This is a genomic window from Pseudomonas sp. WS 5021, from assembly GCF_012985535.1.
Classification (GTDB): Bacteria; Pseudomonadota; Gammaproteobacteria; order Pseudomonadales; family Pseudomonadaceae; genus Aquipseudomonas.
Genome location: NZ_JAAQWP010000008.1, coordinates 194,655 through 219,261, shown reverse-complemented (window position 1 = coordinate 219,261; position 24,607 = coordinate 194,655). Strand labels below are relative to the sequence as shown.

General features: G+C 63.8%; 24 protein-coding genes. 14 read left to right on the top strand and 10 right to left on the bottom strand.

Annotated features, from left to right (window positions below; translation table 11 throughout):
* Nucleotides 1-127 precede the first annotated feature (127 nt).
* The 5 genes from HBO19_RS23860 to HBO19_RS23840 all read left to right on the top strand — a co-directional run bounded on the left by HBO19_RS23860 (nt 128) and on the right by HBO19_RS23840 (nt 4,463).
* A complete protein-coding gene (locus tag HBO19_RS23860) occupies nt 128-847 on the top strand; it encodes a response regulator transcription factor (protein WP_169957357.1) in 720 nt (239 codons plus the stop codon).
* Entirely contained in the window at nt 844-2,184 is a 1,341-nt protein-coding gene (locus tag HBO19_RS23855) for a sensor histidine kinase (protein WP_170058438.1), read from the top strand. The genes HBO19_RS23860 and HBO19_RS23855 overlap by 4 nt, the downstream gene beginning before the upstream one ends.
* Before the next feature lie 185 nt (nt 2,185-2,369).
* Nucleotides 2,370-2,657, top strand: a complete 288-nt coding sequence (locus HBO19_RS23850; protein ID WP_169957354.1) for a DUF3649 domain-containing protein — start codon at nt 2,370-2,372, stop codon at nt 2,655-2,657.
* On the top strand, nt 2,654-4,192 hold the full coding sequence (locus HBO19_RS23845; protein ID WP_170058437.1) for a PepSY-associated TM helix domain-containing protein: 1,539 nt from the start codon (nt 2,654-2,656) through the stop codon (nt 4,190-4,192). The genes HBO19_RS23850 and HBO19_RS23845 overlap by 4 nt, the downstream gene beginning before the upstream one ends.
* 1 nt (nt 4,193) lies before the next feature.
* A complete protein-coding gene (locus HBO19_RS23840) occupies nt 4,194-4,463 on the top strand; it encodes a DUF3325 domain-containing protein (RefSeq protein WP_170058436.1) in 270 nt (89 codons plus the stop codon).
* Between the two features lie 758 nt (nt 4,464-5,221).
* On the opposite strand, the gene HBO19_RS23835 is transcribed toward HBO19_RS23840, so the two are convergent.
* The 8 genes from HBO19_RS23835 to HBO19_RS23800 form a co-directional block, all read right to left on the bottom strand.
* Nucleotides 5,222-6,289 (bottom strand): NAD(P)-dependent alcohol dehydrogenase, encoded by a 1,068-nt coding sequence (locus HBO19_RS23835; RefSeq protein WP_169954705.1) that lies wholly within the window; start codon nt 6,287-6,289, stop codon nt 5,222-5,224.
* Between the two features lie 233 nt (nt 6,290-6,522).
* Nucleotides 6,523-7,029, bottom strand: coding sequence for a GNAT family N-acetyltransferase (locus tag HBO19_RS23830; RefSeq protein WP_169954706.1), 507 nt, complete (start codon nt 7,027-7,029; stop codon nt 6,523-6,525).
* A gap of 59 nt (nt 7,030-7,088) precedes the next feature.
* Nucleotides 7,089-8,099: a cysteine synthase family protein gene (locus HBO19_RS23825; RefSeq protein WP_170058435.1), complete on the bottom strand. Its 1,011-nt coding sequence runs from the start codon at nt 8,097-8,099 to the stop codon at nt 7,089-7,091.
* A gap of 37 nt (nt 8,100-8,136) precedes the next feature.
* Nucleotides 8,137-9,258, bottom strand: a complete 1,122-nt coding sequence (hisC, locus tag HBO19_RS23820) for a histidinol-phosphate transaminase (RefSeq protein ID WP_262386316.1) — start codon at nt 9,256-9,258, stop codon at nt 8,137-8,139.
* 14 nt (nt 9,259-9,272) lie between these two features.
* Complete coding sequence (locus HBO19_RS23815; protein ID WP_170058433.1) at nt 9,273-10,664, bottom strand: MATE family efflux transporter; 1,392 nt, start codon at nt 10,662-10,664, stop codon at nt 9,273-9,275.
* Nucleotides 10,652-11,656: a hypothetical protein gene (locus tag HBO19_RS23810; protein WP_222934699.1), complete on the bottom strand. Its 1,005-nt coding sequence runs from the start codon at nt 11,654-11,656 to the stop codon at nt 10,652-10,654. Before HBO19_RS23810 ends, HBO19_RS23815 begins: the two co-directional genes overlap by 13 nt.
* 23 nt (nt 11,657-11,679) lie before the next feature.
* Entirely contained in the window at nt 11,680-13,026 is a 1,347-nt protein-coding gene (locus HBO19_RS23805; RefSeq protein ID WP_170058432.1) for an alanine racemase, read from the bottom strand.
* Nucleotides 13,027-13,030: 4 nt separating this feature from the next.
* Nucleotides 13,031-15,193: a TonB-dependent siderophore receptor gene (locus HBO19_RS23800; protein WP_169954711.1), complete on the bottom strand. Its 2,163-nt coding sequence runs from the start codon at nt 15,191-15,193 to the stop codon at nt 13,031-13,033.
* A 174-nt stretch (nt 15,194-15,367) separates the two neighbouring features.
* On the opposite strand from HBO19_RS23800, the gene HBO19_RS23795 reads away from it, so the two are divergent.
* Entirely contained in the window at nt 15,368-15,736 is a 369-nt protein-coding gene (locus HBO19_RS23795) for a cupin domain-containing protein (protein WP_169954798.1), read from the top strand.
* Here the strand turns inward: HBO19_RS23795 and HBO19_RS23790 are convergent.
* Nucleotides 15,733-16,296: an XRE family transcriptional regulator gene (locus tag HBO19_RS23790; protein ID WP_169954712.1), complete on the bottom strand. Its 564-nt coding sequence runs from the start codon at nt 16,294-16,296 to the stop codon at nt 15,733-15,735. The genes HBO19_RS23795 and HBO19_RS23790 overlap by 4 nt on opposite strands.
* Before the next feature lie 92 nt (nt 16,297-16,388).
* Between HBO19_RS23790 and HBO19_RS23785 the strand changes: the two genes are divergently transcribed.
* The 7 genes from HBO19_RS23785 to HBO19_RS23755 all read left to right on the top strand — a co-directional run bounded on the left by HBO19_RS23785 (nt 16,389) and on the right by HBO19_RS23755 (nt 23,494).
* Complete coding sequence (locus HBO19_RS23785; protein WP_170058431.1) at nt 16,389-17,288, top strand: DMT family transporter; 900 nt, start codon at nt 16,389-16,391, stop codon at nt 17,286-17,288.
* 130 nt (nt 17,289-17,418) lie between these two features.
* Nucleotides 17,419-20,346, top strand: a complete 2,928-nt coding sequence (locus HBO19_RS23780; protein WP_170058430.1) for a monovalent cation/H+ antiporter subunit A — start codon at nt 17,419-17,421, stop codon at nt 20,344-20,346.
* Entirely contained in the window at nt 20,346-20,690 is a 345-nt protein-coding gene (locus HBO19_RS23775; RefSeq protein ID WP_005789164.1) for a Na+/H+ antiporter subunit C, read from the top strand. Before HBO19_RS23780 ends, HBO19_RS23775 begins: the two co-directional genes overlap by 1 nt.
* Entirely contained in the window at nt 20,687-22,369 is a 1,683-nt protein-coding gene (locus HBO19_RS23770; RefSeq protein ID WP_169954715.1) for a monovalent cation/H+ antiporter subunit D, read from the top strand. The genes HBO19_RS23775 and HBO19_RS23770 overlap by 4 nt, the downstream gene beginning before the upstream one ends.
* Nucleotides 22,366-22,854, top strand: coding sequence for a Na+/H+ antiporter subunit E (locus HBO19_RS23765; RefSeq protein WP_170043741.1), 489 nt, complete (start codon nt 22,366-22,368; stop codon nt 22,852-22,854). The genes HBO19_RS23770 and HBO19_RS23765 overlap by 4 nt, the downstream gene beginning before the upstream one ends.
* Nucleotides 22,851-23,129 (top strand): K+/H+ antiporter subunit F, encoded by a 279-nt coding sequence (locus HBO19_RS23760; protein ID WP_038440496.1) that lies wholly within the window; start codon nt 22,851-22,853, stop codon nt 23,127-23,129. Before HBO19_RS23765 ends, HBO19_RS23760 begins: the two co-directional genes overlap by 4 nt.
* Nucleotides 23,126-23,494, top strand: coding sequence for a Na+/H+ antiporter subunit G (locus HBO19_RS23755; RefSeq protein WP_169954717.1), 369 nt, complete (start codon nt 23,126-23,128; stop codon nt 23,492-23,494). The genes HBO19_RS23760 and HBO19_RS23755 overlap by 4 nt, the downstream gene beginning before the upstream one ends.
* A 144-nt stretch (nt 23,495-23,638) precedes the next feature.
* On the opposite strand, the gene HBO19_RS23750 is transcribed toward HBO19_RS23755, so the two are convergent.
* On the bottom strand, nt 23,639-24,076 hold the full coding sequence (locus HBO19_RS23750; protein ID WP_169954718.1) for a DUF3995 domain-containing protein: 438 nt from the start codon (nt 24,074-24,076) through the stop codon (nt 23,639-23,641).
* Nucleotides 24,077-24,166: 90 nt separating this feature from the next.
* Between HBO19_RS23750 and HBO19_RS23745 the strand changes: the two genes are divergently transcribed.
* Entirely contained in the window at nt 24,167-24,556 is a 390-nt protein-coding gene (locus HBO19_RS23745; protein WP_170043739.1) for a DUF2946 domain-containing protein, read from the top strand.
* Nucleotides 24,557-24,607: the final 51 nt, after the last annotated feature.

Genomic DNA, 24,607 nt, shown 5'->3' with positions numbered 1-24,607 from the left:
GCGGTGCCATTGACCTGCATACGGCCGTTTTCCGCAAATGCAGCAATAATCCGCAATCGATAGGAATGTGGCGGGAGATTTGCCAGAATGCGCGACTTAGAAACATTCGCATTCGCAGGAAATTCCCATGCACGCCCACCCTTCGCTCCCCGCTGCGCGTCGCATCCTCGCCGTCGAGGATGACCCGGTGCTCGCCGCCCACCTGGACAGCCACCTGGGCCAACGTGGCTTCGATGTCACGTTGCGCCAGGACGGTGGCGAGATCGTCGAGTTGGTGCGCGCCCAACCTTTCGACCTGATCCTGATGGATATCATGCTGCCGGGCAGCAGCGGCCTGGAGGTGCTCGCGCAACTGCGCCGGCATCAACGGGTGCCGGTGATCCTGATGTCGGCCCTCGGTGCCGAGCAGGACCGCATCACCGGGTTCAGCCAGGGCGCCGACGATTACCTGCCCAAGCCGTTCAGCATGCTGGAGATGGATGTGCGCATCGACGCGATCCTGCGCCGGGTGGCCTATGAACATGAGGTGCCCGGCACGGCGCGCAATGAGGACCCGCAACTGACATTCGACGAACAACGCACCGATGTCAGCCTGAACGAGCAGTGGGCCGACCTGACCACCACCGAGTATCGGGTGCTGGAAACCCTGGTGGCCCATGTCGATGAGGTGCTGACCAAGGCGTTTCTGTACCAGCAGGTCATGCACCGTGCCTATTCCAGGCATGATCGCAGCCTGGACATGCATGTCAGCCGCATCCGGCGCAAGTTGCAGGCCATCGGCTACACCGCCGGGCGCGTGGAGACGGTCAGGAGCACCGGCTACATGCTGACCCGGCTGCAAGCATGAGGCTGCCCAACCGCCATTCGCTGTTGTGGAAACTGATCGGCTTGCTGGCGGTACTGTGCCTGTTGGTGGTCAGCCTGCAAGTGGATGTGAGCCAGCGTATCTATGAAGCCACCGCGCGCCTGCCCGCCCCCACCCGCTACATCCTCGGCGAATACGCGCGCCAGGCCGAAATGGCCTGGCGCGAGCGCGGTGCGGCAGGGGTCGATGAGTTCCTCAAAAGCCTGCGTGCCCAGGAGCAGGTGTGGGCGGTGGTGGTGGACGACCACCATTCGCTGTCCTCCCAGGCCTTGACCACGGTCGAACGGCGCAAGCTGGACTTTGTGCGCCAGATCGACTGGCCCGTGGGCCGCCCTGGTGGCCGGCCAACGTTTTACATGCCGTTCAGCGACGGCGCAGCCCGCCTGGTCATGGAGTTGCCGCTGCACCTGGACCCGCGCCAGGGCCGTGGCCTGTGGGACATTTTGCTGCGCCAGGTGCTGCCGACAGGCCTGGCGTTGTTGTTTGGCGTGCTGTTGTACCGGGTGCTGATTTCACCGCTGGTGATCCTGCGGCGCCAGGCCAATGCCCTGAGCGCCGGTGACCTGGCCTCGCGGGTCGGGCCGCAGGTGACGCGGCGCCGCGATGAATTGGGTGAGTTGGCCCGGGCCTTCGACCATATGGCCGAGCGCCTGGAAAGCACGGTGGTGCTGCAACGGCGCTTGCTGCGGGACTTGTCCCACGAACTGCGCACGCCCTTGAGCCGGCTGCGGGTGGCCGGTGAGCGCGAGCCTGATCCAGGCGCCCTGCGCCAGCGCCTGGAGCGCGAAGTGCAAGGTATGGAACGCTTGATCGGCAGCACCCTGGAGCTGGTCTGGCTGGATACCGAACGCCCATCCATGCCCGTGGAAGCGGTCGAGATGGAGCCTTTGTGGGACCTGCTGCGCGAAGACGCCTGCTTTGAAAGCGGCTGGCCCAGCGAACGCCTGCCCTGCGAACTGCCCGCAGGCGTCTGGGTGCTGGGCAACCTCAATGGCCTGGCCCAGGCCCTGGAAAATATCCTGCGCAATGCCATCCGCCACTCCCCCGAACACGGTGTGGTGCGCTTGACCGGTGTGCTTGAGGGCGATTTCTGGCACCTGTGCATCCAGGACCAGGGCCCGGGGATCGAGCCCGACAAGCTGGAACAGATCTTCCTGCCCTTCACCCGCCTCAATGCCGCCCGCCCGGGTGGTGACGGTTATGGCCTGGGCCTGTCGATTGCCCGCAGCATCGTGCAGTTGCAAGGCGGCCAGCTATGGGCACAGAACACCACGCCCGGGCTGTGCCTGCATCTGCGACTCAAAGTGTATAAGTTGTAAATTGCGTTTACTCTCATATGAGAATCACTAGCATTCGAGCCAACCCTATGCATGGTCGCCCTCTGTAGGAGCCGGCTTGCCGGCGATGGCGGCTGATAAGTCAGCACAAGGCTCAAAGGCCTGATCGCCGGCAAGCCGGCTCCTACAGGGGATATTCGTTGCTGACCTGATTCTGATGAGTCCCCATGAAAAGCAAATCCCCTGCCTGGCCGACACTCTCGCGGATGGTCGCCGCGCTGATCGGCGGCTACCTGTTTACCTATGCGTTTACCGCCGCCCTGGCGCGCCTGTTGCCCATGGACAAGGTGGATGCCCTGGTGGTCGCCAGCCTGCCCTCGTTCCTGATCTACACCCTGGCGATCCTCTGGGCCTTCGCCTGCCGCAACGCCTGGCGCGCGTGGGCCGGCATGGCCCTGGCACTGCCCTTGGCCGCCATCGGCTTCTGGCCCCAATGGCGTGAGGTACTGGGATGAAACACAAGACCCTGACCCAGGCCATGGCCTGGCTGCATACCTGGAGCGGGCTGGTGTTCGGCTGGCTGCTGTTTGCGATCTTCCTCACCGGCACCCTGGCGGTGTTCGACAAGGAAATCGACGGCTGGATGCGCCCGGAAATCCCCACCTCCACCCTGTCGCAAAGCGCTGCTGCGCAACAGGCCCTCGGCTATCTGGCGCGCCAGCATCCCGAGGCGCGCACCTGGAACATCGGCCTGCCCGGCGAACGCTCCGACACCCTGACCGTATCGGCCGGCGAACAACGGCGTGGCGGCGGCACCGCGCTCGACCCGCACACCGGCGAGCCGCTGGCCGTGCGCGAAACCGCTGGGGGCGGGTTCTTCTTCCGCTTCCACTTCACGCTCAACCTGCCGCGCGACCTGGGGATCTGGACGGTCGGCCTGGCTGCAATCGCGATGCTGGTGGCATTGCTCAGCGGAATCGTGATCCACAAGAAATTCTTCAAGGAATTCTTCACCTTCCGCCCGGCCAAGGGCCAGCGTTCATGGCTGGATGCGCACAACGCCACTGCAGTGCTGGTGTTGCCCTTTCACTTGATGATTACCTACACCGGGCTGGTGATTTTCTACCTGATCTACATGCCGGCGGCGGTGGACGCGCTGTTTGACGGCGACCGCGACAACCTCTTCCGCGCCTTGCGTGGCGCGCCCGCCGAGCACCAGGTACGCGGCGAACGCCCCAAGCACAGCGAGGCCGCCGAACTGACAGCGCTTGGCCCGGTGCTGGCCGAGGCCGAGCGCGCCATGGGGCCGGTGTCCAGCTTGTCGATCCACAATCCCGGACGCAGCGACGCACGGATCGAGGCGCGCCCGGTGCTGGGCAACCGCATCGAGCTGACCAAGGGCCAGAGCATGCTGTTTGACGGGGTCAGCGGTGAAGTCCTGCGCCAGCCGGCGGTCAGTCGGCCCAGCCTGCTGACCCAAAAGGTCATGGCCGGCCTGCACTTTGCGCAGTTTGGCGGCTACTCCATGCGCTGGTTGTACTTTGTCTGCGGCCTGGCCAGTTGCGCGATGCTGGCGACCGGCGTGGTGCTGTTTACCGTCAAGCGCCGCCGGCGCCACGATGGCGAAGGCGCGGTCGGCGCCCTGCTCTACCACATCGCCGAGCGGCTGAATGTGGCGGTGGTGGCCGGGCTGATAGTGGCGTGCGTGGCCTTGCTGTGGGCCAACCGCTTGCTGCCGGTGGAACTGGCCCAACGCGGTGGCTGGGAGGTGCGGGTGTTTTTCCTGGTGTGGCTGCTGAGTCTGGGCCACGCGATTGTCCGCCCCTGGCGCAGTGCCTGGCGCGAGCAACTGGGCCTGGCCGCCGCCCTGTGTATCACTCTGCCGGCCCTGAATCTGCTGGGGCAAAGCCTGGGTGATTACGTCTACCTGGAATTGACCACCGTGGGCCTCGGCCTGCTGCTGGCCTGGCCGTGCTGGAAGCTGTACCAGGCGCCCAAGGAACGCAGCGCACGGCGCGTGGCCAAGCACGCCGTGGCGCAGGTCAATTGAGATGGTGTTGATAGTCGCGTTATTACTGGCCTGCGCGGGGATGGTGGGGTTGTGCCTTGGGTTGGAGCGCCATTACCAGCAACTCAGGCGGCGCCTGCCCTCGCCGATGCTGCGACGTGGCCTGCGAGTGCTGGGCTGGGGGATGCTGGCGGCGAGTCTTGCCGTCAGCGTACTGGGTTGGGGCTGGGCCATGGGGCCGGTGGCGTGGTTCGGCTTGATGTCGCTGGCGGGGCTTGGCGTGGTGTTTCTGTTGCCGTATAGCACCCGTTGATTACCCAAAAAAACTTGTGGGGGGTGGGTTTGTGTACATATCCGTTGCTGCGGTCATGGCCACTTAGGGTTCCGCCCTTACGGCGGGTCAATTTCGAAAAGCGCGAAAGTAACCAAAGCGCTCTTGCCCCACCACTCGGTGCCTCGCCTAGGCTCGGCATGCCCGCAGTCAGGCATTGCTCCGTGGGCCCGCCGCGATCGGCCATCGTGGTTTGACGGGGCACCCAAGATCAAAAGCCAGATCAAAAGCAGAGCAACAGCAACAGTAGAACCAGAGCGCGAAGCTGCATTCCCCTGTAGGAGCTGGCTTGCCTGCGATGACGCCCGAAAGAACACATCAGAGTATCTGGTATTCATTCGTCATCGTTAACGACCATCGCAGGCAAGCCAGCTCCTACAGGGGTACGCGTACGCTTCGATGATCAGGTCGGCTGTCAGGCCGCCTCGCTTAGCTTGTGAAGGCGCCCCGTTAAACCACGCTGGCCGTCATCCGATATTGATTTGGGGGTAACCCGGCAGGACGCCGGGTTAGCCGCGCTGGGCCAGGGATGGCCCATCGCGGCGGCCCCCCAAATCAATGTCGGATGACGGGCACACCGAGCCTAGGCGAGGTGCCGAGTGGTGGGGCAAGAGCCCTTTTGGTTACTTTTGGCTGGGCCGGCACTCCGGGCTCTTTTCCAAAAGTGACCCGCCGTAAGGGCGGAACCAATAGCCGCCATGACCGCAGCAACGGATATGTACCCAAACCCCGCCCCCCCATCAGACCGCCTGGATCTCGCGCTTGAGGCTATCCATGTCGATCACAAAGCGATACTTCACATCACCCTTGAGCATGCGCTCATAGGATTCGTTGATGGCCTGGATATCAATCATCTCAATCTGCGAAACGATCCCGTGCCGGGCGCAGAAGTCCAGCATGTCCTGGGTCTCCTGGATGCCGCCAATCAATGACCCCGCCAGGCTGCGGCGCTTGAAGATCAGGTTGAACACCGAGGGCGATGGGTGCGGGCTGTCCGGCGCGCCCACCAGGGTCATGGTGCCGTCGCGCTTAAGCAGGTTGAGGAACACATCCAGGTCGTGGGGCGCGGCCACGGTGTTGAGGATGAAGTCCAGGCTGTTGGCGACCTTGGCCATTTCGTCGGGGTTCTTCGACACCACCACTTCGTCGGCCCCCAGGCGCAGGCCGTCTTCGCGTTTGTTGGGCGAGGTGGTGAACAACACCACATGTGCGCCCATGGCATGGGCGATCTTCACCGCCATATGGCCCAGGCCGCCAAGGCCGACCACGCCGACTTTCTGCCCAGGGCCGACCTTCCAGTGGTGCAGCGGCGAATAGGTGGTGATGCCGGCACACAACAGCGGTGCCACGGCCGCCAATTGCGCCTCGTCGTGGGAGATGCGCAGGACGAACTGCTCCTTGACCACGATGTTGTCCGAATAGCCGCCAAAGGTGTTTTCGCCGCCAAACACCGGACCGTTGTAGGTGCCGGTAAAACCGTTCTCGCAGTACTGCTCCTCGCCTTCGGCGCAGGATTCACAGTGCTGGCAGCTGTCGACCATGCAGCCGACGCCGGCCAGGTCGCCGACCTTGAAGCGGCTGACATTCGCCCCCACCGCCGTCACCCGGCCGACGATTTCATGGCCCGGCACCGACGGATAGAGCGTGTTGTGCCACTCATTGCGCACGGTGTGCAGGTCGGAGTGGCAGACCCCGCAATAGAGGATATCGATCTGTACATCGTCGGCCCCGGGGGCGCGGCGCTCGAAGGTATAGGGCTTGAGGGCATCCTTGGCGTCACGGGCGGCGTAGCTGTAAGTCTTGGCCATTGCGGTCACCTCTTTGCGTCGACATTGAAGGTCAGTTGACCAGCATAGCCGCCCAAGCGTTCAACCGAAGTAAATCAGCGGTACTTCAAACAAACACAGACCCTCTGTGGGAGCGGGCTTGTCGGATCGCCGCATCGCCGCGAAGACGTCGGCCCAGCAAACACTGATGTTGACTGACCCACCGCTTTCGCGAGCAAACCCGCTCCCACACAAGCCCACACACAAGGCCACGGTCAGTGAACCATCGCCCGGGTCACCAAAAAGCTCAGCAGTTGCGGCTCGTCATCCAGCTCAATGGCCTGCACCGGGCGCGGCAGGTTATCCAGTACGCTGCGCCAGAACGCCTGGGACACCTCGTCCTGGTCATAGAAGCGCACCAGCCAGTCGGCCTCGCCGCTGGTCAATACCTGGGTGGCCAGTGCTCGGCCTATGCCCTTGCGCCGATAGCGTTTCAAGATAAACAGGTCAGCCAGTTCCAGGGCGTTGATCCCCGGCAGTTCGCTGCGCTCGATCAGCAGGAATCCGGCGATGTAACCATCCACCAGCAATAGATTGGCGCTCCATTGCGGGTCTTGCCAGTAGCGCGACAGGTGTTCTTCATGGATGTAGAAGCGGCCGTCCTGTTCGACGTCCTCCTGCTCCCAATCCGAGGATTCATAGGCATAGAACTGGTAGAGATTGCAGATCAGTTCGGCCTGTTCAGGGCCGGTCTGGATCAGTTCGACAGTGGTGTCACTCATGGCGGGGCTCACGCGGGCGGGGCGCCACAGTAGCGAAGGGTGGCGCCCCAGGCAAGCCGCTAGGCCTGCTGCTTGAGCAAGGGCTGCGCGCCCAACCACTGTCCCAGTTCGCGATGCACCTGCGGCGCCAGCAGTTGCCGGTCGGCCATCCATTGGTCGTTGAACACGGTGTCGAGGTACTTTTCGCCGCCATCGCACACCAGTGCCACGATCACGCTGTGGGCCGGGGCGTGCCGCGCCTCGCGCAGGGCTTGGTAGACCACTCCACCTGCCGAGCCGCCAAGCAGCAGACCGTAATGCCGTGCCAGGTAGCGCGCGGTTTCAAAGGCCTGGGCATCACTGACGGTGAGGCCTTTATCAATCAGTTCGTAGTCGACCACGGCACCGATTTCCGCGCCCTCCGGGGTGCCGGTGCCGGACTGGTGATACGGCGCCCCGGGGCCGCCGAAGATCACTGAGCCGCAGGGCTCGACACCGATCACTTGCAGGCCGTGGGCATGGCGTTTCAACGCACGCGCGGTGCCGCACAGCGAGCCGCCGGTGCCCACGGCGCCCACCAGGTAGTGGATTTCAGCGCCGAGCACCGCACGCAGTTCTGCGGCCAGTTGCGTGTAGCCGTTGGCATTGGCCGGGTTGTGATGCTGGCGGGTCCAGTAGGCGCCCTGCTCCGTGGCGATACGCTCGGCGGTGGCATCGCGGTCGGCGGTGGCCAGCCCGCCACCGGGGTCGCCGACCCGCACCAGTTGCGCACCAAAGGCTTGCATCGCCCGCAGTTTGTCGGGGCTGGCGTGTTCGTCGACCACGGCGGTGAAGCGATAGCCGCGCTCGGCGGCCAGCAGCGCCAGGCCCAACCCGGTGTTGCCTGAGGTCGACTCGACAATCCGCCCACCCGGCTTGAGCTGCCCGCTGGCCTGCGCCTCGTCGAGCATTTGCCGGGCCATGCGGATCTTGGCGGTACCGGTGGGGTTGAATTGTTCCAGCTTGAGCAGCACGCAACTGCCGTTTTCGGTGACGCACAATTTGAGCAGCGGCGTATCGCCGATCAGCTCGGACAGGCAACTCTTGATCATGACAACCTCTGGGCAGTATGAAAAACCGGCTCGGCGCTTACCCGGCCAGGGCCGCGACGGCGCGTTGCAGGCTGGCGAGAAACGCCTGGTTTTGTTGGGCCAGGCCCAGGGACACGCGGATAAAACCGGTGTACCCCGGCTCGCGCCAGGCCTTGACGATGATCCCGTCCTTGAGCAGTTCGTCGACCACTTCCAGGGCGTTGCAGGCGGTGTCGATAAACAGGAAATTGGCCTGGGACGGCGCCACGCGAAACCCCGCCGCCTGCAACCCCTCGGTCAGCCGTTGGCGCTCGATGGCGACAAATTCACGACTGCGCGCCACGTGTTCCTGATCGAGCCAGGCAGCCTTGGCGGCCTCCTGGGCCGGTTGATTGACGTTGTATGGCGTGCGCACCCGGTGCAGCGCATCGATCAGGCTTGGGTGCGAGGCAATGCCATAGCCGATCCGCAGCCCCGCCAGCCCATACGCCTTGGAGAATGTGCGCAGGACGATCCACGGCCGCGACTGCGCGCCGAGGATCGCCAGGGCATCGGCGCCCTGCTCGACGAATTCGAAGTACGCCTCGTCGATCACCAACAAGGTGTCGGCGTGAGCGGCGGCGATCAGTGCCGTCAGCTCAGCGCTGGACAGCGCGGTGCCCACCGGGTTGCAGGGGGTGCTCAGCATCAACAGCTTCGCCGGTTGCTTGAGGGCCGTGGCCCAGGCGTGCAGGTTGAAGCTGAAATCCGGGTTGAGCGGCACCTTGTCCAGCGTCGCGCCCATCATCAACGGCAGGCTTTCATGCAAGCTGAAGCAGGGTTGCTGGGTGACCACCCGGTCCTGGGGATCGAGCAGCGCCAGGCACAACAGCTCGAGGATATTTTCCGAGCCATTGCCGAGGATGATCCTGGCCGGATCCACATCCAACTGCCCGCCGATCAGCTGGCGCAGCGCCCGGCCAGTGGGGTCGGGGTAGCGCTCCAGCCCTGCCCCGCCCTGGCGTGCGAGCATGGCCGCGGCAGCCGGCGACATGCCCAGCGGGTTTTCGCAGTTGGACAGCTTCGTCACCATTGGCGTACCCATCTGGCGTGGGTCGGCGCCCGCGTCATACAGGGGCAAGCGCCGCACACTGGGCCGCACCAGCGCCTCGATGCGCTGTGCGGGGTTGTCTTGATGCATGGAACACCTCCTGGTCATGACAGTGCGATAGCGCCCGCGCGGTCCAGCGCGTTGAGTTGGCGTTCAAACGAAACAATCAGCAGCAACGCCGTGGCCGCCAGGCCTATCGCCAAACCGGCCCACACGCCAAAGATCCCGTAGGGGCTGACAATGCCCAGCAACCAGGCGGCGGGCAGCCCCACCAGCCAGTAGCCGAACAGGGAAATGCGCAGTGGCCCCGCCGTATCGCCGATGCCGCGCAGGATGCCGTTGCCGATGTTCTGGCTGGCGTCGAACACCTGCAGGACGATGGCGATCAACAAACCGGTGGTCGCCAGGCGCACCGCATCCAGGTTGTTGGCGTGTTCGGTGCTGATAAACAGGCCGATCACCTGTTCGGGCAGCAGTGCGTAGGGAATGGCAAACAGCAGCATGACTAGCACCCCCAGCCCCAGGCCCAGGCGCCCCAGTTGCCGCGCGCGCTGATACTGCCCGGTGCCGCAGGCCTCGCTGATGTGGATCGAGGCGGCATGGGAGATACCCGCCGAAAACATGAACACGATGTAGATAATCTGGTTGAGCACGGTCTGCGCCGCCAGCGCTTCCATGCCCAGGGTGCCGATCAGCAGGGTCAGCACACTGAAGAACCCGGCCTCGCTGGCATAGGTCCCGGCAATCGGCAGCCCGAGCTTCCACACCGCCTTGATCGCCGCCGGCGAAAAACGCAGGTGCGAAAGCTTGAAGTAACCGGCCAGGCGCCGATGGGTCAGTACCACCGCGAAGAACATCAGGAACGACAGCAGGAACACCACGGCGCTGGTGATCGCCACCCCCGCCAGCCCGTAGGCCGGGACGCCGAACTTGCCGAACACCAGCACGTAGTTCAGCGCCGCCGTGAGGAAGATCGACACCAGGGTGATCGCCAGCAACGGCCCGGGGAATTTCAGGCCCACGGTAAAGTGGCGCAGCGCCTGAAACCACAGGCAAGGCAGCAGGCCGGGAGCAATGATCAGCAGGAAATCCATGGCATTGGCTACCACGCTGGCATCCTGGCCCAGCCAGGTCAGCGGCTGGCGCAACCCCAGCAACACCCCCATAAACACCAGGCCACTGACGGTCGCCCAGAACAGCCCCGCCACCAACAGCGCCCGCACCTGGGCTTCATCGCCCTGGGCATTGGCCTGGGCCACCAGGTTGCTGACGCCGGTGACCAGGCCAGTGCCGGTGGTGCGCAACTGGTTGAACAGCGCGATGGCCAGGCCGCCGGCGGCCAGCTCCTTGGCACCCAGCATGCCGAGCACCACGATGTCGATGGTGGTCAGGGCAACGTAGGCCAGGTTGGTCAGGATCAGCGGCAACGCCAGCAACAGCAGGGCCCGGCTGTCGGCGCGCCACGCGCCGGGTTGTGCGGCAGTCAGGCCGACCATAGTTGGACCCTCTGCCCACGGTTCTGCGCCAGGGCGCGGTCGGCCATCAGGCGGCCGAGGGCGACATCAGTCACCACCATGCCGCTGTTGTAGGCGAACACCACATCGCTTGGATCGCGACGTGCGGGCGCCAGGCCCAGGAGAATGTCCGGCAGTTCGGCGTCTACCTCGGGCAGGCTGCCGTCGGCGGCGGCCAGGTCGGCGCTGGTGACTTGCATCTGCGCGGTGTCGGTGGCGATTAGGTAGTCGGCGCCGTGCAGCACGTCGGCGTCGATGCCATAGCCGACCAGCACCGCCACGGCGCCCGGCTTGAGCCACGCCCGCTGCACTTGCTGGCGTGCCGAAAGCCCGGCCACGCCAAGGATGATATCGGCCTCGCCCGCCGCCGCCGGCAGGTCATCGACCACGATCACGTCGCGCAGCGGGTAGTGTTTGCGCAGGGTGTCCTGCACCGCGCGCAGGCCCTCGGCGTAGTGCCCGTAGACATACAAACGCTCCAGGTCCGGCATGGCCGCGAGCAACATGGGCAACGCCACCTGGCCCTGCACGCCGGTACCGACCACCAGGGCACTGCGGGCATCCGGGCAGGCGGCCCGGGCCATCAGCGCCGAGGTGGCCGAGGTGCGCAGCGGGCCGAGCTTGACCACGTCCATCAAGGCAATCGGGCGGCCGGTGCGGTCATCACACAGGAAGATAAACGAGTGGAACTGATAGGCGTCGCGAGCGCGCTGCGGGTCATGCTCGTAGACCACCTTGAAGCCCACGGTGTGGCTGGCGCCATCGCGGCCGACCATCGAGTAGCTGATGGAGTGGCGGTCCGCAGGTTCGACAATGGTCTTGAGCGGGTTCTGCGAGTCGCCGCTGCGCAAGGCCTTGTACGCCTGCTCGACCACCTGCAGCACTTCACGGTAACTCACCCCCAGGTCTTCGAGCGCAGCCTGGGGCAGCACCCATAGGTCGGCGGGGGCTGCGGGTTTATTCAAACTGTTCACTCGGGGCTCCTTGTTGAATGCGCTCAAGCCAGGCTGTCCAGCTTCCAGCGCAGGTAGGGGTTACGCAGCTCCAGCACCACTTTGTGTGGCAATGGCGCTTCGTGAAACGGCGACTCGTTGGAATCCATCTGATAGCCGGCGGTATTGAGGTAGATAAGCAAGTCACCCGCCTGGATCGGGTAGTCGAAGGCGACTTTGCGCCAGGTCAGCATGTCCGACTCCAGGCAGGTGGACCCGCCAATACACGCGACAAACGGCGACCGCGGCCGTGGCGAGGCCGGCACCAGCAGCGGGTCGGGCAAGAACTCGCTGTTGAACCACTGCTCGGAGAGGTTGAAGCTGCTGCCCTGCACGGTGACCTGGGCATAGCCGTCGCAGGCCGTGCGGTCCTTGACGCCCTGCACGCGGAACACGCTGATACCGGCCTGGTCGAGCAAGGCGCGGCCGGGTTCGATGATCAGCCGCACGCCCTGTTCGATGACCTTTTGCGCCAGGCTCAGGCCGGGGCCCACGGTCGTGGCGAGGACATCGTCAAGGGCCTCGGCGCCGGCGCGTGGCGCACCATAGGGATAGAAGCCGGCGAAGCCCTTGTCGCTGTGGTAGCGCTCGGCGCAGTCCTCGGCCATAAACGCCTGCCACTGCGCCGGGTCGACATAGCGCACGGCAAAGCCACCGCCCAGGTTGACCGTGCGGCAGTCGTCCAGCTCACTGGCCTGGCACAGGTCGACCAAGTGGCTGGCGACGTGCGCACGCTGCGCGGTGTCGTAGCCACCAAGGTGAAAGGAAAAGCCTTGCAGATCCAGGTTCGCCACATGCTTGCGGCAAAACACCAGGGCCTGGTCACACTCCCGTGGATTGAGGCCGAAGCGGCTGTGGAGCTGGCTGGCAGGGCAATAGCGCAACAACAGGCGCGCCCGCTGGCGCAGGGATAACGCCAATTGCTGGATACGCAGCAACTCCTCCAGCGAATCCACCGCCAGCAGGCACTGGTGACTCAAACTCAACCCAAGTAATTGATCGCTTTTACGCGGCCCGGACACGCCGATCTCACGGCCGGCCACCCCGCCCGCCAGGGCCTTTTGCAGCTCGCCGACGCTGGCCACATCCAAGCCAATCGCACATTGCGCGCAGGCCTGGGTAAAGCAGTTGGCCTTGTTGGCCTTTTTGGCAAACAGCAGGCTGCCGCGCACCTGGGCCTGGGTAAAGCTGTGCTGGAAGGCTTCGACATTGGCGTGAAATACCTGCGGGCACAGCAAGTGCAGCGGCGAGCCAAGGCCATCGACCAACTCGGTCAAGGTACCCGCGTGCCGCTCAAGCAGGCGCTCGACCCACAGGTGGCGCAGGCCGGGCAATGAGCTGGAATACGTCATGGTTCTAGAACTCGAACTTGGCCGACAGGAACACTTCGCGCTCGCGCCCCACATCCAGCCCGCCCTGGTAATAGGCACTGGCGTAGTAGTACTTGTTGGTCAGGTTCTTGCCGTGCAGGCGGTAGGTCACCGGGGTATCCGCCAGTTTCGAGCGGTAGCTGATACCGGCGTCGAGCAAGGTGTAGCTGGGGATGTAGCCGCTGTTCTGCGCATCCACCGGGCGGCTGCCGACATAGCTGACGGTGCTGTCCAACGACAGGCCGGGCACAGCGGCCACGGTGTACAAGGCACCGACCGCGCCTTTCCACTTGGGCACGCTTTCGGTGCGTTTGCCGTCCACGGTGACGTCATCCACATCTTCCATGCGCGTGGCCAGGTAGGCGGCGTTGGCGCTGAGAGTCAGGGCATTAGTGACGCGGTTGGACAGGGTCAGCTCGGCGCCACGGTGGTGGAATTCACCGTTGCTCACATAAGTGTTGCTGGTGTTCAGGTAACTGGCCTTGCGCCGGATATCGAACACCGCCAGGCCCAGGTTCAGGCGATCATTGAGGTCCAGCTTCAGGCCCACCTCGTATTGCTGGGACTCGATGGCGTCGGTGGGCTGGTTGGCGTTGGTCGCGTTATAGGGGGCGTAGTCGCCTTTTTCAAAGCCTTTGGAGTAGCTGACGTAAGTCATCACGCTGTCCCAGGGCCGGTAGATCAGCGCAGCGCTGGGCACGAACACGTCATGGCTTTGCGAAGGCGCGATGGCCGAGAGTTGATCCGCGCGGTACCAGATATAACGCCCGCCGAGCATCACCTGGAATTGCTCGGTGAGGGAAATCAGGTCGCTGGCAAAGACCGAGGTTTCCTTGATGGAAGACACAAAATCGGTGGGCCGTTCCGGGCCGAAATGCCACTTGGGCGGATTGACCGGGTGGCGGATATTGCCCACCGATACATCGCCGATGCCGATGCCGGGAGTGCCGCTGTCCACCGAATCCCAGAACGGGCTGACGTCCTTGAACTGCTTGTAGCCGGTGCCGAAGAACACGTCGTGATAGATGTTGCCGGTGGCGAATTTGCCGGCCAGGTACGACTGCAGCGACCAGGTGCTGAACACTTCGCCACGGGACACGTAAAAGTCGGCCGAGCCGATATCGCCGTTGGGCTTGATCCCGAACAGGTCGTTATAGCCGCCGTGGCGCTCGACCCGCGAGTAGTTGCCCTGGGTCACGGAGGTCCAGTTGTCGTCCAGTTCGTACTCGAACTTGGCATCGAGGTTGGCGCCTTCGGTCTGGTGACGGAACCAGGAGCCGGTCAACAGATCGCGGCGATTGACCTTGGGCGGCAGCACATAGCTGGACGGGTCCAGCGGGTTGGCGCGACCACTCTGGTCGGCACGCAGCAACGGGTCGGAGACCGTGGACTTGCGCGACCAGTCGGCATTCAGTTGCAACAGCGCGCGGTCGCTCAGACGCAAGTCGGTGGCCAGGCCGATAAACTTGCGCTCCATGTCGCGGGCATGGTCGAAGTCGCCGTTTTTCTCGTAGCCGGCATTCAGGCGATAACCAAAGGCGCCATCGTTGAACGAATCGCTGGTATCAATCGCCACGTAGCGGCCGAGCAACGAGGAGCCTTGCACGCTGACATTGAGCAGCGGCTCCAGGGTCGGGCGCTTGAGGATGTAGTTGATGGTGCCGCCCGGTGAATTGAAACCGTAGAGGAAACCCGACGGGCCCTTGAGCACGTCGATGCGCTCGACGTTTTCCAGGGGCACGTCGTGGTGCGGGGCCAGGGTCAGGCCATCGCGGCGGATGGTGTTGAAGTTGTCCATGGCAAAGCCGCGCAGGCGGAAGTTGTCAAAGCCGCTGCCGCCCGACGAACTGAGCACCGAAGGGTCGAGGCTCAGCACATCCACGGCGGTGCGTGCGGAGCTGTCGGCGATGGTCTTGCTGGAGTAGCTCTGGATGGCCAGGGGGATCTCCATGGCATCCTTGGCGCCGAAGCCACCGGCGTTGACTTCCAGGGCCTTGTTCAGCGGCGCACTGACCCGCGTGGCTTCAAGCTCGGTGACCGACTCTTCACGTTCCAGCGCCGCGACGGCGGGCAAGCCGGTGAGCGAGGACATCAGGCCTACTGCCAACAACGTCGAAAACCCTGGAGCTACACCGTGCAACTGGTTCATCTGCAATCCCTTGAGCCGAAAAAAAACGTATCGACCTCAAGCCCGGCAACACTTGAGAATCGATCTCAAGAGATACAATATAACGTTTCTTTTAACCTGACAATCGCACGATCATTCAATACCCGTTCTCACGTGGCACTTAATGTCAGGCTTCGATCACCTGAGATGACTGCCATGCCCTCCTACACCGCCATCAACTTTGCGCAAAAATACAGCCTGTTCAGCGAGCAATGGACACCCAAGGTCATCGCGCAGATGAACGACTACCAATTCAAGGTGGTGAAGATCGAGGGGGATTTTATCTGGCACAGCCACGCGGACACCGACGAGACCTTTATCGTCCTCGAAGGCGCGCTGCGCATTGATTTTCGCGATGGCGCGGTACAGATCGGCACCGGCGAGATGTTTGTGGTGCCCAGGGGCGTCGAGCACAAACCGTATGCCGACGGCGAGGTGAAGTTGCTGCTGGTCGAACCCTGCGGCGTGTTGAACACCGGCAATCAGGGCGGCGAGCGGACCCAGCAGAATGATGTGTGGATCTAGATCACCACGTTGCGGATAAAGCGCACCGCCACTGGGCCCTCATTGCGATAGGCATGGGGCTGGTGGCTGGGAAACATAAAGAACTCGCCGGCGGCGATGGTGGTTTCGACGTCATCCACTACCAGGGTCAGGCTGCCCTCGAACACGAACAACTGCTCGCTCCAGCCTTCCAGGTCTGGGTCCGGGCAATAGCGATCGCCCGGTTCCAGGCGCCATTCCCATAGCTCCACCTCACGCCGGGCGGTGGCCTTGGCCAGCAATACGGCCTTGCTGCCATCGATCTCACCGGCCCAGGCCAGTTCGTTGATGCGGCTGTGGTCACGGGCGTCGGGGGCCTGGATCAGGTCGCTGAAGGCCACGTCCAGGGCTTCGGCCACGCGGTCGAGGGTGGACAGGCTGACGTTCTTTTCACCCGCCTCGATGGCCACCAGCATGCGCCGGCTGACCCCGGACTTTTCTGCCAGGGCTGTCTGGCTCAGTTCGGCGGCGTGGCGCAGGCGTCGAACGTTCTGGCTGACGTGCTGCAGGACCGAGGCCCGTTGCGGATTTTCTTTGTGCACTATATTGCTCACTTGGTGGGGTTGCGCAGTATACTGCCCAGCTGCGGCGCATTGTGCGTTCCGCGCCCTTCCTGTGCAAGACCAGAGCCGCCATGACCACCTCGACCGCCTCCCCATTGTTTTCCCGCTTCAGCAAAGCCGAATGCGTGCTGGTGCTGATCACCATGATCTGGGGCGGCACGTTTATCCTGGTGCAACATGCCATGACCGTCAGCGGGCCGATGTTCTTCGTCGGCTTGCGCTTTGCCGCGGCGGCACTGGTGGTCGGCTTGTTTTCCCTGCGCAACCTGTGTGGCCTGACACGTTTTGAGCTCAAGGCCGGCGTGTTTATCGGCACCGCGATCATGTTTGGCTACGGCCTGCAAACCATTGGCCTGCAGACCATCCTCAGCAGCCAGTCGGCGTTTATCACCGCGCTCTACGTGCCCTTTGTACCGCTGCTGCAATGGCTGGTGCTGGGACGGCGCCCGGGGTTGATGCCGAGCATTGGCATCATGCTGGCCTTCGCCGGCCTGATGCTTTTGACCGGACCGGCCGGCGCATCGTTGAATTTCAGCCCCGGCGAAATCGCCACCTTGATCGGTGCTATCGCAATTGCCGCCGAAATCATCCTGATCAGCGCCTATGCCGGCCAGGTGGATGTGCGCCGGGTGACCGTGGTGCAACTGGCCACCGCCTCGTTGCTGTCGTTCCTGCTGGTAGTGCCCACGGGCGAGGCATTGCCGGACTTTTCCTGGGTACTGCTGTTCAGCGCCGTGGGCCTGGGCCTGACCAGCGCGGTGATTCAACTGGCGATGAACTGGGCGCAGAAAAGCGTCTCGCCCACCCGCGCCACCCTGATCTATGCCGGTGAACCGGTGTGGGCCGGGATAATCGGGCGGATTGCCGGCGAGCGTTTCCCGCCGATTGCCATGCTCGGCGCGGTGTTGATTGTGGCGGCGGTGATTGTCAGCGAGATAAAGACGCGGGAGCAAAAGCCCGTTTCCCTATAGGAGCCGGCTCCTACAGCGCGACAGATAGGGGTTTTCGGTCCATCTTGTAGGATCCTGCCACAGGTTGCCGTTTGGTAATCCGGTTTCCGGCACGTATGATGCATCCCAAACCACCGCAGATTAGAAGCCTATGTCCCTGATAGTTCTACTGCTTCTGCCTTTCATCGGCAGCTGTCTGGCGGCCTTGCTGCCGCATAACGCACGTAATACTGAATCCCTGCTGGCCGGCCTTGTGGCTCTGGTCGGTACCGTACAAGTCGCCCTGCTCTACCCCCAGATCGCCGACGGTGGCGTGATCCGCGAAGAATTTTCCTGGCTGCCCAGCCTGGGCCTGAACTTTGTGTTGCGCATGGATGGCTTTGCCTGGCTGTTCTCGATGCTGGTACTGGGCATCGGTAGCCTGGTGTCTTTGTACGCCCGCTATTACATGTCGCCGGATGACCCGGTGCCGCGTTTCTTCGCGTTTTTTCTGGCGTTCATGGGCGCGATGCTCGGGTTGGTGATCTCCGGCAACCTGATCCAGATCGTGTTTTTCTGGGAACTGACCAGCCTGTTCTCGTTCCTGTTGATCGGCTATTGGCACCACCGCTCCGATGCGCGCCGGGGGGCCTATATGGCGCTGATGGTCACCGGTGCAGGCGGGTTGTGCCTGCTGGCGGGGGTCATGCTGCTCGGCCATGTCGTCGGCAGTTACGATCTGGACCAGGTGCTCGCCGCCGGTGACCAGATCCGTGCCCACTCCCTCTACCCCGTCCTGCTGACGCTGATCCTGATCGGTGCCCTGAGCAAAAGCGCGCAATTCCCCTTCCACTTCTGGCTCCCCCACGCCATGGCCGCACCGACACCCGTGTCGGCCTACCTGCACTCGGCCACGATGGTGAAGGCCGGCGTGTTCCTGCTGGCCCGCCTGTGGCCCTCGTTGTCGGGCAGCGAAGAGTGGTTCTGGATGGTCGGCGGTGCCGGCGCCCTGACCCTGTTGCTCGGCGCGTATTGCGCGATGTTCCAGAACGATCTCAAGGGCCTGCTGGCCTACTCCACTATCAGTCACCTGGGCCTGATCACCCTGCTGCTGGGCCTCAACAGCCCGCTGGCCGCCGTCGCCGCCGTGTTCCATATCCTCAACCACGCTACGTTCAAGGCCTCGCTGTTCATGGCCGCGGGCATCATCGACCACGAAAGCGGCACCCGCGATATCCGCAAGCTCAGCGGCCTGGTGCGCCTGATCCCGTTTACCGCGACCCTGGCCATGGTCGCCAGCGCCTCCATGGCCGGGGTGCCGTTGCTCAACGGCTTCCTGTCCAAGGAAATGTTCTTCGCCGAGACGGTATTCATCTCCTCGACCCAGTGGGTGGAAATCGCCCTGCCGGTGATCGCGACCATCGCCGGCACCTTCAGCGTGGCCTATGCCTTGCGCTTCACCGTGGATGTGTTCTTCGGCCCGGCCGCCACCGACCTGCCGCACACGCCCCACGAACCGCCACGCTGGATGCGCGCGCCGGTCGAGTTGCTGGTGTTTACCTGCCTGCTGGTAGGGATCTTCCCGGCCCAGGTGGTCGGTTCGATCCTCGCCGCTGCCGCCCTGCCGGTGGTCGGCGGCGTGTTGCCCCAGTACAGCCTGGCGATCTGGCACGGCTGGAACGCCCCGATGATCATGAGCCTGGTGGCCATGACCGGCGGCGTGGTCCTGTACCTGCTGCTGCGCAAGCAACTCAAGCGCGGGCGCTTCAAGTACCCGCCGATCATCAGCTACTTCAACGGCAAGCGCATGTTCGAGCGCTGCCTGGTGGTGATGATGCGTGGCGTGCGCAAGGTCGAGAAACGCATCAGCACCAAGCGCCTGCAGACCCAATTGTTCCTGCTGGTGCTGGTGGCGGTGATCGCCGGGATGATCCCCATGCTGGGCAGCAGCCTGAGCTGGGGTGACCGGCCGAAGATCCCCGGCTCCATCGTGTTCGTCACCCTGTGGCTGCTGGCGATTGCCTGCGCCCTGGGCGCCGCCTGGCAAGCCAAGTACCACCGGCTGGCGGCCCTGACCATGGTCAGCGTGTGCGGCCTGATGACCTGCGTGACTTTTGTCTGGTTCTCCGCGCCAGACCTGGCGCTGACGCAACTGGTGGTCGAGGTGGTGACGACGGTATTGATCCTGCTGGGCCTGCGCTGGCTGCCACGGCGGATCGAAGAGGTCTCGCCACTCCCCAGTTCGTTGCGCAAGGCGCGCATTCGCCGCTTGCGCGACTTGCTGCTGTCGACCGTGGTCGGTGGCGGCATGGCGCTGTTGTCCTATGCGATGCTCACCCGCCAGACCCCCAACGACATTTCCTCGTTCTACCTCAGCCGCGCCCTGCCTGAAGGCGGCGGCAGCAATGTGGTGAATGTGATGCTCGTGGACTTCCGGGGCTTCGATACCCTGGGCGAAATCACCGTGCTAGGCGCCGTGGCCTTGACGGTGTATGCGCTGCTACGGCGCTTCCGCCCGCCCAAGGAAAGCGAGCAACTGCCCGCGCAACAGCGGCTGTTGGCGCCGGACGTGGACACCGACCTGGTCAACCCACGCCAGGCCAGCGACACCGCCCTGGGCTTTATGATGGTGCCCGCGGTGCTGGTGCGCCTGCTGCTGCCGATTGCCCTGGTGGTGTCGTTCTACCTGTTCATGCGCGGCCACAACCAGCCGGGCGGCGGTTTTGTCGCCGGGCTGGTGATGTCGGTGGCGTTTATCCTGCAATACATGGTCGCCGGTACCCAGTGGGTCGAGGCGCAGATGAACCTGCGGCCGATGCGCTGGATGGGCTTCGGCCTGTTGTCGGCAACCTTGACCGGGCTTGGCGCGCTGTTCTTCGGCTACCCGTTCCTCACCACCAGCACCCTGCACCTCAGCTTGCCGGTGCTGGGCGACATCCATATCGCCAGCGCGCTGTTTTTTGACGTGGGTGTGTACGCCATGGTGGTCGGCTCGACCCTGCTGATGCTCACCGCCCTCGGCCACCAATCGGTGCGGGCCCATAAACCCGGCAACCAGGCGAAAGCCGCCGCCACGCCACCACAAGGAGCTGCTGCCTGATGGAAGAAGTCATCGCAATTGCCATTGGGGTCCTGGCGGCCTCCGGCGTCTGGCTGGTGCTGCGGCCACGGACGTTCCAGGTGGTGATGGGCCTGTGCCTGTTGTCCTATGGGGTCAACCTGTTCATCTTCAGCATGGGCAGCCTGTTTATCGGCAAGGAACCGATCATCAAGGACGGCGTGCCCCAGGACCTGCTCAATTACACCGATCCCCTGCCCCAGGCCCTGGTGCTGACGGCGATTGTGATCAGCTTCGCCATGACCGCGCTGTTCCTGGTGGTGCTGCTGGCGTCCCGGGGCCTGACCGGCACTGACCATGTGGACGGCCGGGAGCCCAAGGAATGAGCTGGATGAACCAACTGATCATCGCGCCGATCCTGCTGCCGTTGCTGACCGCTGCGCTGATGATGATGCTGGGCGAGAAACACCGCCCGCTCAAGGCCAAGATCAACCTGCTGTCGAGCATGACCGGCCTGGGCATCGCGATGTTGATGCTGTACTGGACGCAGCAAGGCGGCCCCGCCTCCATCGGCGTCTACCTGCCGGGCAACTGGCAGGTGCCGTTCGGCATCGTGCTGGTGGTGGATCAACTGTCGGCCCTGATGCTGGTGCTCACCGGGATCATCGGCGTCAGCGCCCTGCTGTTCGCCATGGCCCGCTGGGACCGCGCCGGCACCAGTTTCCATGCGCTGTTCCAGATCCAGTTAATGGGCCTCTACGGTGCCTTCCTCACCGCCGACCTGTTCAACCTGTTCGTGTTCTTCGAGGTGCTGCTGGCCGCGTCCTACGGCTTGATGTTGCACGGTTCGGGCCGGGCGCGGGTGTCGTCGGGGCTGCATTACATTTCGATCAACCTGCTGGCTTCGTCGCTGTTCCTGATTGGTGCGGCGCTGATCTACGGGGTCACCGGCACCCTGAATTTCGCTGACCTGGCGCTCAAGATCCCGCTGGTCCCGCAAGCCGATCGCGGCCTGCTGCATGCCGGCGCGGCGATCCTCGCCACCGCGTTCCTGGCCAAGGCCGGCATGTGGCCTTTGAACTTCTGGCTGGCGCCGGCCTACTCCTCGGCCAGCGCGCCGGTAGCGGCGATGTTTGCGATCATGACCAAGGTCGGCGTGTACACCGTGTTGCGCCTGTGGACCCTACTGTTTTCCGGGCAAGCCGGCGCCTCGGCGCTGTTTGGCGGCGACTGGCTGGTGTACGGCGGCATGGCCACCATCCTCTGCGCCGCCCTGGCGATGCTCGCCGCCCAGCGCCTGGAGCGCATGGCGAGCCTGAGCATCCTGGTCTCGGCGGGCATCCTGCTGTCGGCGGTAGGCTTCGCCCAGCCCAGCCTGACGGCCGGCGCGCTGTTCTATCTGGTCAGCTCGACCCTGGCGTTGAGCGCGCTGTTCCTGCTGGCCGAACTGGTCGAACGCTCGCGCTCGGCCAACGAGCTGCCCCTGGACGATGAAATCGAAGTGTTGCCACGGCCAGTCGAATCCCTGCACCCGCCCAAGGGCACCAACCTGGACGATGAGCAAAAGGCCGTGGTCGGCCAGGTCATCCCGTGGACCATGGCGTTCCTGGGCCTGAGCTTTATTGCCTGCGCCCTGCTGATCATCGGCATGCCGCCGCTGTCGGGGTTTATCGGCAAGCTCAGCCTGCTCAGCGCGCTGATCAACCCGCTGGGCCTGGGCCAGGCCGTGGATGCGCCGATTCGCCCGGCAGCCTGGGGCCTGGTGGCGTTGTTGATCTTCTCGGGCCTGGCCTCGCTGATCGCTTTTGCGCGCCTGGGCATCCAGCGCTTCTGGACCCCAGAAGAGCGGCCCTCGCCGCTGCTGCGCCGCTTTGAGTGCATCCCGATCTTCGTCTTGCTTGGCCTGGCGATTGGCCTGACCTTCAAGGCAGAAATGCTCATGCGCTTTACCCAGGACACTGCCGCCAGCCTGAACAACCCCGAGCACTACGTCATGGCCGTCATGGCCACGCGCCCGGTGCTCAGCCCGCAAGCCCAGGCCGCCGCCGTGGAGGTGCAGCCATGAAGCGCCTGTTCCCTGCCCCGTTACTGTCATTGGCGTTGTGGGTGCTATGGCTGGTGCTGAACCTGTCGATCAGCCCCGGCAACCTGCTGCTGGGGGCGCTCCTGGGCCTGCTCGCGCCGCTGATGATGGCGCCGCTGCGCCCACTGCCGGTGCGTATCCGCCGCCCCGGGGTGATCATTGGCCTGTTTTTCCTGGTCGGGCGCGATGTGATCATCTCCAACCTGCACGTGGCGTGGGGCGTCTTGACCTGCGGTACACGGCCGCCGCGCTCGCGCTTTGTCAAAATCCCCCTGGACCTGCGTGACGCCAACGGCCTGGCGGTGCTGTCGATGATCACCAGCGTGACCCCCGGCACCGTGTGGTCGGAACTGGCCCTGGACCGCAGTATCCTGTTGCTGCACGTGTTCGACCTGGATGACGAAGCGCAGTTTATCGAGCACTTCAAGCAGGCCTACGAACGGCCCCTGATGGAGATCTTCGAATGAGTGCCCTGCTCGCCAATGCGATCCTGTTGAGCCTGTTCCTGTTTTCCCTGGCCATGGTCCTGACCCTGGTGCGCCTGTTCAAGGGCCCCTCGGCCCAGGACCGGGTCCTGGCCCTGGACTACCTGTATATCCTGGCGATGCTGATGATGCTGGTGCTGGGCATTCGCTATGCCAGTGATACCTACTTCGAGGCGGCGCTGCTGATTGCGCTGTTCGGCTTTGTCGGCTCGTTTGCCTTGGCCAAATTCCTGCTGCGTGGTGAGGTGATCGAATGATCAATGTCAGTGAACTGCCACTGTGGGTGGAAATTATCGTGGCGATCCTGCTGCTGCTCAGCAGCCTGTTTGCGTTGATTGGTGCGCTCGGGCTGTTGCGGATGAAGGATTTTTTCCAGCGCATGCACCCACCGGCGCTGGCTTCGACCCTCGGCGCGTGGTGCGTGGCGCTGGCGTCGATCATCTACTTCTCGACCCTCAAGTCCGGGCCGGTGCTGCATGGCTGGTTGATCCCGATTTTGCTGTCGATCACCGTGCCGGTAACCACCCTGTTGCTGGCGCGCACGTCGTTGTTTCGCAAGCGCATGGCGGGGGAAAATGTACCGGCCGAGGTCAGCAGCCGCAGGGCTGACAGCGGTAGCTGATCCCTCTGAATGTACGCGGTAAACAATGTGGGAGCGGGCTTGCTCGCGAAGGCCGTGGGTCAGTCAACATCAATGTTTGCTGGGCCGACGTCTTCGCGGCGATCCGACAAGCCCGCTCCCACATTTGGCCCTGCATACCGTCAGTCAGGTCCAGGCGACGACCAGCAACCCCGTCCCCAACACCAGGCACAGTGGCGAATAGAAAAACGTGTCCAACCGCGCGAACCGTGACCCGCCGACTTTCTTGAAGAACCCCACCAGCTCCGAATCACCAATCGCCCGCCCAAACATGATCAGGGCAATCGCGCTGATCCCCCATTGCAGGGCCTGATGCCCCACTGGCTGGAAGAACAGCCCCGCCCGCAGGCACACCAATACGGCAATCAGCACCAGCCCCACGGCCACCAGGAACGTACCCAGCGCCGACGCCTTGAACGCCGGCCGTGGCCCGCTGGCGAATTCGCCGGGCAGTTGCGGGATCGCTACGCTGCTGCCCAGCTTGCCGCCTGCGGCCCAGTACACATGGATCATGCTGATAAACGCAAATACCCCGACGACCCACCTCGCAATGACAAAGCTCATGGTTGGATACCCCTGGAAAAGTGCGAAAGAGGATAGTCCTTTTCAGATTTTTTGCAGGCATTTAGTCGTCTGGTGATAAAGTGCCGCCCCATGAAACTCGCCCGTGCCGACCGCTCGTTGATTGCCTGGATGCTCTATGGCTGCGTCCTGTTCAACGTGTTCGCCTGCAGTATTGGCCATGGGCAAATGGTCGGCATGCAGCTCAACGGCATTGGCGGCCAGTTCTGTACCGTAGACCCCCGCACCCAGGCGCCAGCCCCCGTAAACACCGGCGATCAGTCGCTGCCCACGCTGTCCAAGGCCTTCGGTTGCCCGCTGTGCTCCACCGGCGGCATGGGCCCGGCGCTCAACTCCAGCCTTAACGTTGCGGTACTGCCCCAGCCTCACGCACCACCGCCGGCGGTGGTACTCACCGCTGACATTCCCACCCGCTTCACCTGGCCTGCGGCTAATCCGCGCGCCCCGCCTACCTACGCCTGATACCTGCGCTTTTTGATCCGCACACCGCGCGGCTTCCCCAGGGAAGCGCGG

Bases quoted from the DNA above. Each gene is read 5' to 3' on its own strand.
- HBO19_RS23860 (WP_169957357.1), top strand. From the start codon at position 128: ATGCACGCCCACCCTTCGCTCCCCGCTGCGCGTCGCATCCTCGCCGTC.
- HBO19_RS23855 (WP_170058438.1), top strand. From the start codon at position 844: ATGAGGCTGCCCAACCGCCATTCGCTGTTGTGGAAACTGATCGGCTTG.
- HBO19_RS23850 (WP_169957354.1), top strand. From the start codon at position 2,370: ATGAAAAGCAAATCCCCTGCCTGGCCGACACTCTCGCGGATGGTCGCC.
- HBO19_RS23845 (WP_170058437.1), top strand. From the start codon at position 2,654: ATGAAACACAAGACCCTGACCCAGGCCATGGCCTGGCTGCATACCTGG.
- HBO19_RS23840 (WP_170058436.1), top strand. From the start codon at position 4,194: ATGGTGTTGATAGTCGCGTTATTACTGGCCTGCGCGGGGATGGTGGGG.
- HBO19_RS23835 (WP_169954705.1), bottom strand. From the start codon at position 6,289: ATGGCCAAGACTTACAGCTACGCCGCCCGTGACGCCAAGGATGCCCTC.
- HBO19_RS23830 (WP_169954706.1), bottom strand. From the start codon at position 7,029: ATGAGTGACACCACTGTCGAACTGATCCAGACCGGCCCTGAACAGGCC.
- HBO19_RS23825 (WP_170058435.1), bottom strand. From the start codon at position 8,099: ATGATCAAGAGTTGCCTGTCCGAGCTGATCGGCGATACGCCGCTGCTC.
- hisC (WP_262386316.1), bottom strand. From the start codon at position 9,258: ATGCATCAAGACAACCCCGCACAGCGCATCGAGGCGCTGGTGCGGCCC.
- HBO19_RS23815 (WP_170058433.1), bottom strand. From the start codon at position 10,664: ATGGTCGGCCTGACTGCCGCACAACCCGGCGCGTGGCGCGCCGACAGC.
- HBO19_RS23805 (WP_170058432.1), bottom strand. From the start codon at position 13,026: ATGACGTATTCCAGCTCATTGCCCGGCCTGCGCCACCTGTGGGTCGAG.
- HBO19_RS23800 (WP_169954711.1), bottom strand. From the start codon at position 15,193: ATGAACCAGTTGCACGGTGTAGCTCCAGGGTTTTCGACGTTGTTGGCA.
- HBO19_RS23795 (WP_169954798.1), top strand. From the start codon at position 15,368: ATGCCCTCCTACACCGCCATCAACTTTGCGCAAAAATACAGCCTGTTC.
- HBO19_RS23785 (WP_170058431.1), top strand. From the start codon at position 16,389: ATGACCACCTCGACCGCCTCCCCATTGTTTTCCCGCTTCAGCAAAGCC.
- HBO19_RS23780 (WP_170058430.1), top strand. From the start codon at position 17,419: ATGTCCCTGATAGTTCTACTGCTTCTGCCTTTCATCGGCAGCTGTCTG.
- HBO19_RS23775 (WP_005789164.1), top strand. From the start codon at position 20,346: ATGGAAGAAGTCATCGCAATTGCCATTGGGGTCCTGGCGGCCTCCGGC.
- HBO19_RS23770 (WP_169954715.1), top strand. From the start codon at position 20,687: ATGAGCTGGATGAACCAACTGATCATCGCGCCGATCCTGCTGCCGTTG.
- HBO19_RS23765 (WP_170043741.1), top strand. From the start codon at position 22,366: ATGAAGCGCCTGTTCCCTGCCCCGTTACTGTCATTGGCGTTGTGGGTG.
- HBO19_RS23760 (WP_038440496.1), top strand. From the start codon at position 22,851: ATGAGTGCCCTGCTCGCCAATGCGATCCTGTTGAGCCTGTTCCTGTTT.
- HBO19_RS23755 (WP_169954717.1), top strand. From the start codon at position 23,126: ATGATCAATGTCAGTGAACTGCCACTGTGGGTGGAAATTATCGTGGCG.
- HBO19_RS23750 (WP_169954718.1), bottom strand. From the start codon at position 24,076: ATGAGCTTTGTCATTGCGAGGTGGGTCGTCGGGGTATTTGCGTTTATC.
- HBO19_RS23745 (WP_170043739.1), top strand. From the start codon at position 24,167: ATGAAACTCGCCCGTGCCGACCGCTCGTTGATTGCCTGGATGCTCTAT.